Raw genomic sequence first — 15,588 nt, forward strand, 5'->3', positions numbered from 1 at the left:
TCCCGAAAAAGCGCACAAAAGAGGGCCGATACCGTATTCCGGTACCGGCCCTGGCGATGAGTGGTGGGAAGTGGAGGGGGTTAGCCCATTCCTCCTCGCTCTTCCCATTTCCGCTCGAGTTTTTGCATCAAAGTGGATTGCCCTTGGTTCGATGTGGAGTGGGACCCAGTGGAGGATTTCGACTTTTGCTTGCCCTTCCGGGATTTCCCTCGCATCGTCGCGATGTAGACGCCAAGACCCATAAGGACAAACCCTACGACTCCGACAATGATCAGTTTGGAAGCTACCCCTACCAGCACACCAGCCAGGCCGACGACGGCGATGACGATGCCCAGGACGAGATGTCGTATAGAAATGCCTCCGGACGTTCGAGGGGATGAAGCCTCTGAATCCATCGACTGAGCGAATGCCGGATCCTCGGCATTGAGCTGCTGTTCCAACTGCTCAAGAAGCTTCTGCTCGTGTTCAGACAGTGGCATGGTCATCTCCTCTTCCCGGGGTGGGGGATGTCAATACGGCCGGGACAACCGTGTTCCATCCGTCTATTAAGAATAGTGCCTATCGCTGACAATTTCATGACGATTTTTTCGGGCCCTCGCGGGCAGACTCGTCTTCCGCTTTCGTCTTCTCAGAACGTGGTGCCCGTTTGTCGTACCGGGGCGAAATACTGCCTCGTACAAGGCTGGCCGGCCGCAATCCTGTGGGCCCGAATTTTTGCCAAATCTGGTCCATCGCGGATTCGGCCTGGTCCCATTCTGCTTCGGCCACGAGCTGGTCCTCCGAGACCGAATCCCATAGGGAGAGTTGGCGTCCCGCATCGTGTGCGTCGAGCTTTTCCACCCGCACGCCGATCAGTCTCATTCGAGACGGCAACGGGCCAAGATCATTGAACAGCCGGACGGCGGCGTCGTAGACCTCTCGGCCCGTAGTCACGCCTTGCTCGAGGGCGCGCGCTCGGCTGACTGTATGAAAGGACTCGTCTCGTACTTTGATCGCTACGCCGTACGCGCGTCTGCCCGAAGCCCGCAGCCTTCGCGCGACATCGTGGCTGAGCTGGAGCATGGCCGATTTGATCTCCCGCACGTCATCCGTGTCGTATTTGAACGTATGTTCGGCACCCATTGATTTCTCGACGCGTTCGGTCACTACCGGGCGATCATCGAGGCCTCGGGACAACTCGTAAAGATGAGCGCCCGCAGCTTTGCCCAGCCTCCTCTGCAAGAAGCTCAGCGAGGCTTGCCGAACCGCCCCAACGGTATTGAAGCCAGCCTCGTGCAGATTCTGAGCGGTCTTCTCCCCCACGCCCCAGAGCTTGCGGACGGGAAGCGGATCAAGGAAATCGTGCACGCGGGCGTCGGGAACTATCCACAAGCCATTCGGTTTGGAGCCGGTGGAGGCCATCTTGGCGAGGAACTTGTTTCCCGCGATCCCGACGGAGGCGACCAACCCGGTTGCCCCATGGATTCGATGTCGAAGGTCCCGGGCGATCGCTACCGGACGGCCCAGACGCCGGATTGCTCCGGTGACGTCCAGGAAGGCTTCGTCCACGCTGACCTGCTCGACCTGATCCGTCACGGATCGAAGAATACTCATGACCTTTTCGGAGTATTCCCGGTATGCGCCGTGGGAGGGGTCGATATACACCGCGTGGGGTGCGAGTTGGCGAGCTCTGGCCGTGGGCATCGCGGAACCGACTCCCAGGGCACGGGCTTCGTAAGAGGCCGAAAGAACCACGGAACGAGGACCCGACCCAGCCACGACGACCTGCCGACCGACAAGCTCGGGCCGCGTCAGCAACTCGACGCCGACGAAAAACGCGTCCATGTCAACGTGCATGATGACACGGCTGCCGAAACCTGGTGATACTTCGGTCATGGCTCCTCCAATCCGATCTCGAACCCGTAAAATAGTAAGCACTCTCCACCCCCTACTATTCCTGGTCGCGAGGCCGTCACCAGGGAGTCAGGAATCGCCGCCGTGAACAACCCCGATCCGAATTCCCCTACCGGGTCGAGTCCTGCCATGGACCCGGCCGGTGTGGACCGTGAGACCGCCGAGCGGGAATACATTCAGGCTGTCGATGAAGCGATCGCGGATTACCTGGGCCGCCAACGACTCGTGATGCTGGAAATCTCCCCTGAAGCCATGACACTGGTGGATCACATCGAGGCTTTGTGTTCGGGCGGAAAGAGAATGAGAGCCCTTCTAGCATATTGGGGGTGGCAAGCCGCAGGGGGTGGTCCGTCGGCTCCCGAAGTCGTCCTGGCCGGAGCTGCCATAGAGCTGTTCCAGTCTGCGGCGTTAATCCACGATGACATCATCGACCACTCCGACACCCGGCGAGGGAAACCGTCCGTCCACCGTTCTTTCCAGGCAATGCATCGGGAAGAGCACTGGTCCCTCAGCGGAGAAGAATTCGGGATCATGGGCGGTATCGTCGCCGGGGATCTCTGCCTTTCCTTCTCCGAGGCCGTCTTCGCCTCAATAGGCACCCCGCAGGCCGCAACCGGCAGGGCCCGCCGGATTTTCGACATCATGCGCACCGAGGTCATGGCCGGCCAGTACCTCGACGGTCTTTCCGAAGTCATGGGGACCGAAGATCCAGAAGAAGCCATTGACCGTGCGTCGACCGTCATCCGTTACAAATCCGCCAAATACTCGTGCGAGCATCCGTTGACTTTGGGCGCTGCCCTCGCCGGTGCCGGTGAGCCACTGCTCGGTCAGCTCAGCGAGTTCGGCCTGCCTCTGGGCGAAGCATTTCAACTGCGCGACGACGTCCTCGGAGTATTCGGCGAACCACACGTCACGGGAAAACCCGCAGGCGACGACCTGCGAGAGGGAAAACGCACGGTACTCGTCGCTCTGGCGGAAAGAACCGCGTCGGCAGAGCAGGTCGCGTTCCTCGAAGAACGCTTGGGACGGCCCGATCTGGACGAAGAGACGGTCAACAAGATGCGGGATATCATCCGTGAGTCGGGAGCCCTGGACGAAACCGAGCGAATCATCCAGACCACGCAGCGCCAGGTACAGGCTGCCCTGCGGAAAATAGATACGTCCCCAGGGGTCGCAAAAGCCCTGGAAGACGTGGCTTCCAGGGCCTTGCATCGTTCTTCCTGAGGTTCTTCACATCACCTCGGTACGGACTCGCAGAGGGTTACCAAGCCAGGGCCTGGGCCCGACGCCGAATTTCCGTCTTGCGCCCCTCTTGCAGCGCATCGATCGGCCGGCCGGGCAGGGAATCGTCTTCGGTGTAGAGCCACCGAATTGCTTCTTCATCGTCGAAACCCGAGTCTCTCAGAACAGTCAGGGTTCCCTTGAGGGACTCCAGTACACGGTCTTCACGCATGAACAACGCGGGGACGCGCCGAACGCCGTCATCGTCGCGGACGGCAATCAGCTGGCCCTCGGTTATCAGGGCATGGACTCGGGTGACCTTGACGTCCAGGGTCTCGGCTACGTCGGGGATGGTTGTCCATTCCCCTACGAGATCGAACAGATTGGCAACGTTTTCATTGGAACTCACGTGTCCAGGCTAAACCAGAGAAGGCCCTAGCTCCTCATTCGACGCCGATCCCCTAGAATCGATTCAATGAAAAGGACTGCACCGGGACCCTTGACAGGGCGAAAACTCGAGGGCCGATACCTCCTCGGTGACCTCATCGCTCGAGGCGGTATGGGCGTCGTCTACCGCGGACGAGATACTCGTTTGGCCCGACCCGTCGCGGTCAAGGTACTCAAGGAATCCTTGGGGTCCGCGCCGGAGACGAAAGAACGCTTCGTTCACGAGGCCCAGGCTGCGGCCGCCATAGCAGATCCGCACGTCGTGTCAGTGTGGGATCAAGGCGTCGACGAGTCCGGCCCGGACCCGGTCGTCTACTTGGTCATGGAACTCGTCGACGGGGCCACCCTGCGCGATCTCATCAAACGGCGGTCTCCCATGACCGTTCGTGAGGCCCTGAGAGTTGTGATCCCCCTGACCCAGGGCTTGGCCGCGGCACACGGAACCGGCCTGGTGCACCGCGACGTCAAGCCCGAAAATGTCTTGACCTCCCCCGAAGGCTCCGTCAAGGTCACGGATTTCGGCCTGACTCGGCATGTTCAGGCGGAGTCAGCGACCCTCAGCCTCGTGGGGTCGGCGAATTACATTGCCCCCGAGCTCGTCCGCCGCCAGCCTGCGGGCAAACCTGCCGACAACTACTCCGTCGGAATCATTCTGTACGAAATGCTGACTGGCGTGCCCCCATTCCGTGGCGACTCCCCTTACGCGGTGTCCATGGCTCACGTCGATGACGACATGCCTGATCTTCGGCGACGCTTCCCGGAGGTGGATCCCGAAATCGTCGAGATCATCTCATGGTGCTGTGCCAAGGAACCGGAGAACAGGCCTCAGGACGCTGCCGCCCTTCACGGAGAACTCGAACACATCCAACGGCGCCTGACGGACGCAGCGTTGGACCGCCGCCCACCCGGATACCGTGAAGATCCGTCGGATCTCTTCAGCGGACTTGAGACCGCGAGCCACACGCGGCCCGTTCAACTTGCGCCGTTCGGCCAGCAGGACTCGGCGAATACGTCGGAGGGAATCTCTGCCACGCGGTCGCATCCCGACGATGCGGACGCAGAATCCACAGGGCCCGACTCGTCCACGAGTACTCACATGTCCGAACCGGACGTGACAAGCGTTCACGCCCAAAGGTCTCTCGACGATGCGACGCGTGTCCTCCCGGAGAACTCTCCCGGAGCAACCAGGGCGTCTCGGCCAGCTGCTCACACCGAAGGAAACGGCACAGATCCAGAGACGTCCCGGGACCCGCAGGATCCAAGGATTCCGACGCATGTCCTGGGCTCGGCGGAACCTTACCGGGCGTGGGTGTGGCTCCTCGTGTTCATTCTGTCCGCCTGCATGGTGGCTTATCTGGGTTGGCTCGTCGGCGTGAGCATCCTGTCGGATCATTCGGCGGCCCTGTCCCTGGGAACCGGCATCGCGATGGATGTCCGGCCCGGGCCCGGAACGTGAGTTGGCGGGCGACGCCGTTCGGTGACGTCGTCGCCCGCACGAGGTGTTATCTCTTGGACAAGTACTCTGCGACGAGGAAAGCAACTTCCAGCGACTGCATGTGATTCAAGCGGGGGTCGCACAAGGTCTCGTAGTGGTCCGCGAACGCCGTCTCGTCGACAGCGTCCGAACCGCCCAAGCATTCGGCGACATCGTCGCCCGTCATTTCGACGTGGATGCCGCCCGGAACGGTCCCCAGGGCCTCGTGGACCTCGAAGAAGCCGCGGACCTCGTCCACGACATCATTGAACCGGCGTGTCTTGTACCCCGAAGGGACTGAAATGGTGTTGCCGTGCATTGGATCGGTCACCCACACGACCTTGGCTCCAGAGTCCCGTACACCTTCAACGATCTTCGGGAGGTTCTCCCTGATCTTGGACGCACCCATGCGCGTGATGAACGTGAGACGACCTGGCTGTCGTTCCGGGTCGAGCTTGTCGATCAGACGCAAGGTGTCATCCACGTCAGTAGTCGGGCCGAGCTTGACCCCAATCGGGTTGTGAACCTTCGACAGGAAATTGACGTGCGCGTCCTCCAGACCGCGTGTACGCTCACCGACCCACAGGAAATGACCGCTCGTGTCGTAGGGCAGATGAGTCCGGGAGTCGATACGAGTCAGAGCGCGCTCGTAGTCCAGGAGCAGGGCCTCGTGGCCGGCGTAGAACTCGGTCCCCTTGAGAGCTTCGAAATCGGCTCCGCACGCGTCCATGAATCTGATCGCTCGATCGATTTCCCGTGCCAGCGACTCGTATCGCGCGTTGGCGGGATTCGACACAAACCCCTTGTTCCACTCGTGGACCAGGCGCAAATCGGCGAAACCGCCGGTCGTGAACGCACGGATGAGGTTCAGGGTCGACGCGGAGGTGTGGTATCCGCGCAGCATGCGGTTAGGGTCGTGCTCCCGTGACTCCTCCGTGAAGTCAAAACCATTGACCATCTCGCCTCTGAAGGACGGAAGCGTCGTGTCTCCGCGGGTCTCCATATTCGCGGACCGCGGTTTTGAAAACTGACCGGCCATACGGCCCATTTTGACCACAGGCATCGATGCGCCGTAAGTCAGGACCACGGCCATCTGCAAAAGGGTCCGGACCCGGGCGCTGATCTTGTCGGCCGTGGCATCTACGAAAGTCTCTGCGCAGTCGCCCCCGGTCAGGAAGAATGCCTGGCCTTCGGCGACGGCGGCGAGACGTTGACGCATCTGGTCGACCTCACCCGCAAAAACCAGGGGCGGGACAGTTTCGAGCTCGGAGACGACTTTCTTGAAATCCGGGTGCTCGGCCCAGGTCGGCTGCTGGTCCACAGACAAGTGACGCCACTCGTCCAGACCCGGATAGTTCTTGGCCTCGGGGGCGGGTTGGGTCTGGAATTGAGCGAAATGGGATTGTGTCTGTTCAGCCATGCGCACCAGTTTACGGATACTCGTCAAAACACGCGCGCCGGGCACATATGTGTCGAATATCGAGACACCGGGGAACCGCTGCCGGACAGGCCTCGGGCTCGGTTCGTCGAACGGCCTGAGCCCTCCAGGCTCTACTACTCTGTTCCTCCGTCCGAGGTTTCGTTCGAGGAATCGGGATTGCCGGAACGGCGGTACTGTGCACTCTTGACGCCTTCCTCGACGCGAGCACGGGCTTCGTTGAGCTTTTCCTCGACGCGGTCCAACCCAGGCTGGATTCGTTCCCGGGCCGAGTCCAATCCAGGCTGGATCTTCTCGCGCGCGGATTCGACGCTGGCTTTGGCGGAGTCCACCGAGGCCTGCGTCCGCGACTTCGCGTTCTCCAGAATTTCGGCCACGGCAGCCTTGGCATCCGCAACGCGTTGCTTTTCCATGGCTGCTTTGACTGTGGACGCATACACGTCCACATACTCCTGGCCGGAAAGGTCTTGGATCGCCTGGATGATCTGGTCGGCCACGATCCGTTGCGCCGAGTGCTCAGACTCGCGTCCTGCGTACTGCGAGAAATCCAAGGGCTTGCCGATGACGGTCCTGACGGGAGCGATCCTTCGGCCGTCCGTCGAGGTTCGCCGTGGGAGCTTGTGTCCGGTCGGCTGGACCTTTTCCGTGTTGATCATGGCCACGGGGATGACGGGCACTCCGGTCTGAATCGCCAACCGCGCAACACCAATCTTTGACCTGTACAACCGGCCGTCCGGGGACCGGGTCCCTTCCGGGTAGATTCCGAGCAGTTTTCCGTCGCGGAGGGTCTGAGCTGCCTGTCCCAGAGACTTGGCCGATTTGTTGCCGCCCGACCGATCCATGGGGATCTGGTTGATTCCCTTAAAGAAAGCCGCGGTTGCCCGCCCAACGATTCCCTGGCCGGTGAAGTACTCGGATTTCGCTAGGAAATACACCTGGCGATCCAGGGCGACAGGCAAGAAGACGGAATCCGCGAAGGAAAGATGGTTGGAGGCCAAAATCGCGCCGCCTGTGCGCGGGATGTTCTCAAGGCCCTCAGCTTCGGGGTGAAACACTCGGTTGATCAGTGGCCCGACGACGAACCGCTTGAGGAACATGTAGAGCACGTGGTGTTTTCCTTTCGAGCAGATGCCGCAGGTTCCGTCTCCCGCTGCGTGACGTATATGAGCCTATCCGCTCAACTTGGCGATTCCCACGTTTCAGGATTCGTCGTCGTCTGTGTATTACGTGACACAATGTACTTATGGGCCACATCACAGATCACTTCGGGAAGCGTCGTGCGGAAGACCCCGTGGGACGAGGCTACTCCGGCGATGTCGATGTGTCACCGGCTCAGTGGATGGGAGGTCCCGACGGCGTGCTGGTTCTTCACGGTTTCACAGGATCCCCGCACAGCGTCCGCCCCTTGGCGCAACACCTCGCTGACGCGGGATTCTCCGTGGAAATGCCACTCCTACCCGGCCATGGAACCACGGTCCACGACATGTCCACGAGGACGTGGCGAGAATGGGTTCAAGCGGTCGACGAGGCCTATTGGAACCTCCGGTCCCGTTGCGAGAAAGTCGCCGTCGCAGGCCTTTCGATGGGCGGAGCTCTCGCCCTGCACCTGTCCGCGCGTCGCTCGGTCGAAGGAATTGTTTTGGTCAACCCTGGTGTCGTCGATCCGCAGAAGGGCATGTCGTTTGCCCGGTGGCTCGCGTACGCGATTCCAACCATCCGGGGCGTGGGCGATGACATCGCGAAGCCCGGGAACACCGAGGGCGCATATGCTCAGACGCCCCTGAAGGGGGCAGCGCAATTGCACCTGCTCTTCAAGGAAACACGCAGGGTGCTCCCAGCGGTAACCGCGCCGGTGCAGATATACAGGTCCCTCGTGGACCATGTGGTTTCGGACGCGAGCCATGAATATCTCATGGCCCACCTGCCATCCGAGCCCGACCTCGTTCCTTTGTCGTCGAGCTACCACGTAGCGACGCTCGATTACGACGCCCCCAAAATTTTCAATGGATCAGTTGAATTCTTTGCCCGTTGTGGCCTCCGGGTCTCTGGCTCGGCCTCTGGGCCGGATTCGGTCACAACCCGCGAGGCTTCAGGAAGGACGTCATGAAAGAAACCACGGTTGAACTACGTCAGCAGTTCGATCCTCAAACCAACACGACGGATCTGCTCGAGTCGAAATTCCCCGACTTGGCCGATCAGCCGTTGTTCAAGGTTCAGCGCGCTGAAGGCGAATGGGAAGAAATAGCGGCTCGATCATTCCGACAAGACGTCACAAGCATGGCCAAAGGCCTCATCGCCGCGGGGATCAAACCGCGGGATCGTGTCGGAATCATGTCACGCACACGGTATGAATGGGCCGTCGCAGACTTCGCAATCATGTATGCGGGCGGCGTGACCGTTCCCGTCTACGAAACGTCCTCTCCTTCTCAGGTCTCGTGGAATCTGGGCGATTCGGGGGCCAAGGCAGTGATCGTGGAAACCCGCCAGCACGCTGCTGCGGTTCAAAGGGCTACACAACATGAGGACCTGAAGGTCGAGAATGTGTGGCAGATCGAGGCAAAAGACTCCGAGAAGTCCTCGCTGTCCTCTCTCCGCGCTCTCGGATCGGAAATCGATGATTCGGTCCTCGAAAAAGCCCGAACAGCGAATGGTCTCGAGGACGCGGCCACCATCATCTACACATCCGGAACCACCGGGAGACCCAAAGGCTGCGTCATCACGCATGCCAACTTCGTGAAGCTCTGCGCCTCGGCAAAGCAAGCGATCCCGGAGGTTGCGAGCTCCGAGAACTCGACCCTGATGTTCCTGCCGCTGGCTCACGTCTTCGCTCGATATATTCATGTCCTTTCCATCGACGTCGGTGTCGTGGTGGGGCACAGCCCGGATCTCAAGAACCTCACCCAGGATCTCAAATCATTCGCACCGACCTTCCTCCTCGTGGTGCCGCGTGTATTCGAGAAGATCTACAACGGAGCCCGTGCACAGGCGCACGACGCGAGTTCGATCAAGGGAAAGATCTTCGATATCGCCGAGAAGGTAGGGGTCACATGGTCGGAGACGGTCATGTCAGGTTCCAAGCCCTCCCCCGTGCTGAAGGCCCAGTACGCGTTGGTCAATCGCTTGGTCTTCTCCCAGTTGCGCGCCGCCATGGGCGGCAGGGTCCAGTACGCGGTCTCGGGCGGCGGGCCCTTGGGCCAGCATTTGGCTCACTTCTTCCACGCCGTCGGCATCAAGATTCTGGAAGGATACGGACTCACCGAGACCACCGCGCCGGCTTCCGTTGGGACCGTCAAAGACTTCCACATTGGGACCGTCGGACCGCCGTTGCCGGGAATCGAGATCAAAATCGCCGACGACGGCGAAATCCTGTGCCGCGGGGTCGGGGTCATCGAACGTTATTACAACAACCCCGAGGCCGACCATGAGAGTTTCACGGAGGACGGCTGGTTCCGCACCGGCGACGTCGGCGAGCTGACAGGCCGAGGAATGCTGAAGATCACCGGGCGAAAGAAAGAGATCATCGTGACGGCCGGGGGCAAGAACGTGATCCCAGGGCTCGTCGAGGACGAGATCCGCAAGTCCCCTTTGGTCTCGCAGTGTCTCGTGATCGGCGATCAACGCCCGTTCATCTCGGCTTTGGTGACCCTCGACGAGGAGGCCCTCGAACGAGAGCTGCCTCGTCTCGGCCTCGACGCGAATCTCAGCGTGGAGGAAGCCGCGAGAACGGATGAGGTCCAGGAGGCCATCCAGGATCTCATCGACCGCACCAACAACAACGTCTCCAGAGCGGAGTCGATCCGGGCCTTCCGAATTATCCCTCGGGACTTCACGGAAGAGTCGGGGCATATGACGCCGTCCCTCAAAATCCGCCGCCCACAGGTCCTCAAGGATTATTCGGAGGTCATCGAGGGGATCTACTCACAGAAAAAGCCTTCCTGAGAACCTCGTGGAAGAAACTCGGCATGTGAGAGAGGGCGTGGCACGCAACCATTGGTCCGGGACCGGAGGCTGCGCTCCACGCCTTCGTGCGTTCCGAGCCGACGAGAGTGTCGGCCTACATCAGTTCCCGGGAACCTCCAGCCCCAGCAGCGCATTCTCGACAACCTCGGTCAGTGCGGGGTGGATCCAGAACTGGCCCCGAGCCATGTCGTGAGCAGCGAGCCCGAAACTCATCGCCTGGATCAAGGGCTGAATCAGCATGGACGCCTCGGTGCCGATGATGTGGGCGCCAAGGAGCTCGCCGGTATCTCGGCGGGCAATGAGCTTGACCAGACCGTGCTGGTCCTCCATCGCCCAGCCGTACGCGACGTCGCCGAAGTCCTGAACCTTGACCGTAATCTCGAATCCCTCGGCCCGTGCGGTGTCGCGGGCCTCCGCTTCGCTCAGACCGACCGCCGCGATCTGAGGGTTCGTGAACACGGCGTGCGGGACGTGGCGTTGGTCGGTTGTGCGCAGATCCTCGGGATTAAGCAGATTGTGCTGGACGGTTCGCTCCTGAGCATTCGCGAGGTGCTTGAGTTGAATGACCGAGCTGACGTCGCCCAGCGACCAGACGCCCTCGACCGGTTCGCCACCCGAAAGGACGCGCTGGTACGCGTCCACGGACAGAACGCCGTCTTTCACGTCGAAGCCGGCGCTTTTGGCATCGAGACGATCCACGTTGGACACGCGACCCGTCGCGACCAGGACAACGTCGGCCTGGACGGTCTCTGACTCGCCGTGGGATTCCAGCGTGACCTCAAGCCCGCCCCGGGATTGTTCGATCGAGGTGATGTTGGTATTGAGCCGAAGATCCCACTGGCGGGATGCCTCGCGAACGAATCGGTCAGCGATCTCGGCGTCGTGGTCCCTCAGGAGTCGCTCGGAACGATTCACTTGAGTAACGTGCGAGCCCAATCCGTGGAATATTCCTGCGAACTCCGCAGCCACGAATCCCCCTCCCAGGATCACGACGCGGCGGGGCAGGTCGTTGATCCGCATGACGGTGTCCGAGGTGTGCACGCCTGGCAGCTCGATTCCGGGAATGTTCGGGAGGATAGAGCGGGAGCCGGCGGCCAGGACGAGCTGACGGCCTCGGATCACTTCGCCGGATTCCGTGACCAACGTGTGAGGGTCACGGAGTGTCGCGAACTCGGTGTAGACATCCACGTTTTCCGCATCCTCACGGTAGTCGAGACCGCTCTGCGAGATCGAATCGATCCGTCCGAAGATCCGGTCCCGAATTTCTTGCCACCGCACCTCGGTACGTTGCATGCTCACACCGAGCCGGTCGTCGTCGAGACCGTGGATTGCGGTCGCTGCGGGATACGCGAACATCTTGGTCGGGATGCACCCCTTGTTGAGGCACGTTCCACCGAAGACTCCGCCGTCGACGATTGCGACCTTCTTGTCTTTCCAATGGTGATCGATCAGGCTGTTTCCCGAGCCCGACCCGACCACGATCAAGTCGTATTCACGAATCTGCTGCGCCGAATCCGCCACGTCTACTCCTTATTCCGATTTTCCGGCACCCGCGGCACGGTTCTATGACGACCGTCGGGGCCTCTCAATCCTGCCAACGCCGCAGGCCCCGGCTTCATTCCCAATGAAACCGGGGCCCGCATGAGTGTACGCCTCGCTCTCTGAGGCGAGACCTACTGGTCCTACTTCGTCTCCACCGCGATCACGAGATCTCCGCCGGCGACCTGACGGATGTCGTTGAACATCACCCGGGACACCTTGCCGGAAATCGGGGAGGTGATCGACGCTTCCATCTTCATGGCTTCGATGGTTGCGATCTGATCGCCTTCCTTGACCTCGTCGCCTTCGGAAACCGAGATCGTCACCGCCCCTGCGAAGGGTGCCGCCACGTGTCCTGGATTCGATGTGTCTGCTTTCTCGGCCGCCTTGAAGTCGGACTCAACCGATTCGTCCCGCACCTCAATCGAGCGTTGCTGTCCGTTGAGCGTGCACATTACTGAACGGAAGCCCTTCTCGTTGGGTTCGGAGATCGCCTGCAAGGTTGCGAGCAGGCGAACGCCTTTGCCCAGCGAGATGACGTGCTCGCGCCCCTCCACCATTCCGTACAGGTAATCGCGAGTATGCAGTACCGAGATATCGCCGAATTCCTCGACGGCTTCCTCGAAATCCTTGGTCGGGCCGGGGAACAGCAGACGGTTCAAGGTCGCTCGGCGTGTTTGCGAATCACCGCGGAGCGCCTCCTTGTCCTCCTTGGACAACTCGGTGATTTCAGGCTCGGCTTTGCGCCCTTCGAGCGCTTTGGACCTGAAGGGTTCGGGCCATCCCGCGGGCGGGGTCCCCAGCTCGCCATTGAGGAAGCTGATGACCGACGCCGGAATATCGAACTTTGCCGGGTTCTCCTCGAACTGAGCAGGATCGACCTTCATGCCGACGAGCTGAAGGGCCAAGTCGCCAACGACCTTGGAAGAGGGTGTCACCTTGACGATGTTGCCGAGCATCCGGTTCGCCTGGGTGTACATGTCCTCGATCTCTTCGAAGTGTTCTTCGAGGCCCAAGGCAATAGCTTGCTGACGCAGGTTGGTCAGCTGGCCGCCGGGGATTTCGTGTTGGTACACGCGACCGGTAGGGGCCGTGAGTCCCTTCTCGAACGGCGCATAGATCGAGCGGACGGATTCCCAGTACGGTTCCAACGAGGACATGGCATCGAGGGAGATCCCCGTGTCGCGCTCGGTATTCGCCATGGCCGCGACCAGCGCCGAGGCCGAGGGCTGGCTCGTGGTCCCGGCCATGGCCGCGCAAGCCACGTCGACGGCGTCGACCCCAGCTTCCGAAGCCGCGAGCAAGGTAGCCAGCTGACCACCGGCGGTATCGTGCGTGTGCAGATGGACCGGGATGTCGTGGAACTTCTCCCTCAACGCCGTAACCAGTCGGCGAGCCGCCTCAGGACGCAGCAGCCCAGCCATGTCCTTGATCGCAAGAATGTGCGCCCCCGCATCCACAATCTGCTGGGCCAGATCGAGGTAGTAATCCAGCGTGTAGATCTTCTCGTCCGGGTCCAGCAGATTGCCGGTGTAGCACATGGCGACCTCGGCTACAGCGGTCCCCGTCTCGCGAACTGCCTTGATGGCAGGTTCCATCTGCGAAACGTCGTTGAGCGCATCGAAGATCCTGAAGATATCGACGCCCGTCGCCGCGGCTTCCTGTACAAAGGCATCGGTCACGTCCGTGGGGTACGGCGTGTAACCGACGGTGTTGCGACCGCGCAGAAGCATTTGGATCGGGATATTCGGCATTGCTTCGCGGAGAAGACGAAGGCGCTCCCACGGATCCTCGCCGAGGAAGCGAAGGGCGACGTCGTACGTTGCGCCTCCCCAGGCCTCCATGGAGAACAACTCGGGCGTCACGTGAGCGACGGCGGGAGCCGCGGCCAACATGTCACGCGTGCGAATACGCGTGGCCAGCAGCGACTGATGTGCGTCCCGGAAAGTCGTGTCTGTCACGGCTAGCGGTTTGTACTCGCGCAGGGCCTTGGCGAATCCTTCGGGCCCCACCTCGAGGAGCTTCTGGCGCCAACCGTTCGGAGGAACGTGGTCGGATCCGTCGAAAGGACTGCGGAATGGTTCCTCGACCTTGTCCCCAGGGAAGCGGGGAAGTTTAGTACGAGGATCAATGCCTTCGATGCGCGGACCATGGGGCTGATTGACCGTGACGTTGGCCAAGTAGGTCAGAGCGCGGGTCCCGCGGTCCGATGAATGCTTCTTGGTCAGGAGCTCGGGATGCTCGTCGATGAACGGGGTCGAGACATCGCCCGCTTGGAATACCGGGTCCTCGAGTACGGCCGCTACGAAGGGGATGTTGGTGGCCACGCCGCGGATACGGAATTCAGCGAGCGCACGTTGTGCGCGCTGGACAGCGGTTTGGAAATCCTTGCCTCGACAGGTGACCTTGCAGAGCATCGAGTCGAAGTGGGGCGAGATTTCGGCCCCCGCGTAGACCGTGCCGCCGTCCAGGCGCACCCCGGCGCCACCGGCGGACCGGTACGCATTGATCTTGCCGACATCCGGCCGGAATCCATTGGTCGGATCCTCGGTGGTAATGCGGCATTGCAGGGCTGCGCCGCGAATGCGAAGCGTGTCCTGACTGATTCCGAGATCCTCGAGGGTCTCCCCTGCGGCGATCCGCATCTGGGACTGGACGAGGTCGATATCCGTGATTTCCTCGGTCACGGTGTGCTCGACCTGGATACGCGGATTCATCTCAATGAATACGTGCTGACCGGCCCGTTCGCCCACGGTATCCACGAGGAATTCCACGGTTCCCGCATTGGCGTAGCCAAGTTCCTTCGCGAACTTGACGGCATCTCGGTACAGCGCCTGGCGGATCTCCTCGTCCAGATGGGGCGCCGGCGCGATCTCGACGACTTTTTGATGGCGACGCTGCAGCGAACAATCGCGTTCGAAGAGGTGGACCGTATTCCCGTCACCGTCTGCCAGGATCTGGACCTCGATGTGGCGGGGCCGGAGTACCGCTTGCTCGAGGAATACCGTTGGATCCCCGAAGGCGGTTTCTGCCTCGCGCATTGCTGCCGATAGCGCATCCGGGAGTTCTTCCCGCGAATTCACTCGACGCATACCGCGACCGCCGCCTCCGGCTACGGCCTTGACGAATATTGGGAAGCCGATTTCTTCGGCTTCCTGGATGAGCTTTTCCTTGTCCGCGGAGGGCTCGGTCGAGTCCAGGACGGGAATCCCTGCGCGGCGGGCCGCTTTGAGCGCCTCGACCTTGTTCCCTGCCAGATCCAGGACGTCAGCCGGGGGCCCGATGAAGGTAATGCCTTCTCGTTCGGCCGCTTTGGCCAATTCAGGGTTTTCCGAGAGGAAACCGTATCCCGGGTAGATGGCGTCGACGCCGGCTTCCTTGGCTACGCGGATGATTTCCTCGACATCGAGGTAGGCCCGTACGGGATGCCCTTCTTCACCGATCGGGTAGGCCTCGTCGGCCTGCTGACGATGTATGGAGTGACGGTCTTCGTAGGGAAACACGCCAACCGTCTTGGCCCCGAGCTCATATGCGGCTCGGTATGCGCGGATCGCGATCTCGCCACGGTTGGCGACCAGGATCTTAGAGAACATTGATAACCGTTTCCGTCCGCCTT

11 protein-coding genes are annotated in these 15,588 nt (G+C 61.1%); 4 read left to right on the top strand and 7 right to left on the bottom strand.

Annotated features, from left to right (window positions below):
* Nucleotides 1–80: 80 nt before the first annotated feature.
* Together sake_RS08510 and dinB are read right to left on the bottom strand one after the other, a co-directional pair.
* Nucleotides 81–479 (bottom strand): DUF3040 domain-containing protein, encoded by a 399-nt coding sequence (locus tag sake_RS08510; RefSeq protein ID WP_129360964.1) that lies wholly within the window; start codon nucleotides 477–479, stop codon nucleotides 81–83.
* A 94-nt stretch (nucleotides 480–573) separates the two neighbouring features.
* Nucleotides 574–1,875 (bottom strand): DNA polymerase IV, encoded by a 1,302-nt coding sequence (dinB, locus tag sake_RS08515; RefSeq protein WP_178945822.1) that lies wholly within the window; start codon nucleotides 1,873–1,875, stop codon nucleotides 574–576.
* 102 nt (nucleotides 1,876–1,977) lie between these two features.
* On the opposite strand from dinB, the gene sake_RS08520 reads away from it, so the two are divergent.
* On the top strand, nucleotides 1,978–3,117 hold the full coding sequence (locus tag sake_RS08520) for a polyprenyl synthetase family protein (protein ID WP_243155670.1): 1,140 nt from the start codon (nucleotides 1,978–1,980) through the stop codon (nucleotides 3,115–3,117).
* A 37-nt stretch (nucleotides 3,118–3,154) separates the two neighbouring features.
* On the opposite strand, the gene sake_RS08525 is transcribed toward sake_RS08520, so the two are convergent.
* Nucleotides 3,155–3,523: an Rv2175c family DNA-binding protein gene (locus sake_RS08525; protein ID WP_129360966.1), complete on the bottom strand. Its 369-nt coding sequence runs from the start codon at nucleotides 3,521–3,523 to the stop codon at nucleotides 3,155–3,157.
* A gap of 66 nt (nucleotides 3,524–3,589) precedes the next feature.
* On the opposite strand from sake_RS08525, the gene sake_RS08530 reads away from it, so the two are divergent.
* On the top strand, nucleotides 3,590–5,017 hold the full coding sequence (locus tag sake_RS08530; protein ID WP_178945823.1) for a protein kinase: 1,428 nt from the start codon (nucleotides 3,590–3,592) through the stop codon (nucleotides 5,015–5,017).
* 46 nt (nucleotides 5,018–5,063) lie between these two features.
* Here sake_RS08530 and sake_RS08535 read toward each other — a convergent pair whose 3' ends face one another.
* Nucleotides 5,064–6,455, bottom strand: coding sequence for a class II 3-deoxy-7-phosphoheptulonate synthase (locus sake_RS08535; RefSeq protein WP_129360968.1), 1,392 nt, complete (start codon nucleotides 6,453–6,455; stop codon nucleotides 5,064–5,066).
* A gap of 134 nt (nucleotides 6,456–6,589) precedes the next feature.
* Nucleotides 6,590–7,570, bottom strand: a complete 981-nt coding sequence (locus sake_RS08540; RefSeq protein ID WP_243155767.1) for a 1-acyl-sn-glycerol-3-phosphate acyltransferase — start codon at nucleotides 7,568–7,570, stop codon at nucleotides 6,590–6,592.
* Nucleotides 7,571–7,716: 146 nt separating this feature from the next.
* Here sake_RS08540 and sake_RS08545 point away from each other — a divergent pair, with 146 nt between their 5' ends.
* Entirely contained in the window at nucleotides 7,717–8,580 is an 864-nt protein-coding gene (locus sake_RS08545) for a carboxylesterase (protein WP_129360970.1), read from the top strand.
* Nucleotides 8,577–10,412, top strand: coding sequence for a long-chain fatty acid--CoA ligase (locus tag sake_RS08550; protein ID WP_129360971.1), 1,836 nt, complete (start codon nucleotides 8,577–8,579; stop codon nucleotides 10,410–10,412). The genes sake_RS08545 and sake_RS08550 overlap by 4 nt, the downstream gene beginning before the upstream one ends.
* 120 nt (nucleotides 10,413–10,532) lie before the next feature.
* Here the strand turns inward: sake_RS08550 and sake_RS08555 are convergent, their stop codons facing one another.
* Together sake_RS08555 and sake_RS08560 are read right to left on the bottom strand one after the other, a co-directional pair.
* Entirely contained in the window at nucleotides 10,533–11,954 is a 1,422-nt protein-coding gene (locus tag sake_RS08555) for a mycothione reductase (RefSeq protein ID WP_243155671.1), read from the bottom strand.
* 161 nt (nucleotides 11,955–12,115) lie between these two features.
* Nucleotides 12,116–15,565 carry a pyruvate carboxylase gene (locus tag sake_RS08560; protein WP_129360972.1) on the bottom strand — a complete coding sequence of 1,150 codons (3,450 nt, stop codon included), beginning with the start codon at nucleotides 15,563–15,565 and terminating at the stop codon, nucleotides 12,116–12,118.
* Between the last annotated feature and the right edge of the window lie 23 nt (nucleotides 15,566–15,588).

The sequence above is a fragment of the Kocuria sp. TGY1127_2 genome, assembly GCF_013394385.1.
GTDB lineage: Bacteria > Actinomycetota > Actinomycetes > Actinomycetales > Micrococcaceae > Rothia.

Bases quoted from the DNA above. Each gene is read 5' to 3' on its own strand.
- sake_RS08550 (WP_129360971.1), top strand. From the start codon at position 8,577: ATGAAAGAAACCACGGTTGAACTACGTCAGCAGTTCGATCCTCAAACC.
- sake_RS08510 (WP_129360964.1), bottom strand. From the start codon at position 479: ATGCCACTGTCTGAACACGAGCAGAAGCTTCTTGAGCAGTTGGAACAG.
- dinB (WP_178945822.1), bottom strand. From the start codon at position 1,875: ATGACCGAAGTATCACCAGGTTTCGGCAGCCGTGTCATCATGCACGTT.
- sake_RS08530 (WP_178945823.1), top strand. From the start codon at position 3,590: ATGAAAAGGACTGCACCGGGACCCTTGACAGGGCGAAAACTCGAGGGC.
- sake_RS08540 (WP_243155767.1), bottom strand. From the start codon at position 7,570: ATGTTCCTCAAGCGGTTCGTCGTCGGGCCACTGATCAACCGAGTGTTT.
- sake_RS08535 (WP_129360968.1), bottom strand. From the start codon at position 6,455: ATGGCTGAACAGACACAATCCCATTTCGCTCAATTCCAGACCCAACCC.
- sake_RS08560 (WP_129360972.1), bottom strand. From the start codon at position 15,565: ATGTTCTCTAAGATCCTGGTCGCCAACCGTGGCGAGATCGCGATCCGC.
- sake_RS08545 (WP_129360970.1), top strand. From the start codon at position 7,717: ATGGGCCACATCACAGATCACTTCGGGAAGCGTCGTGCGGAAGACCCC.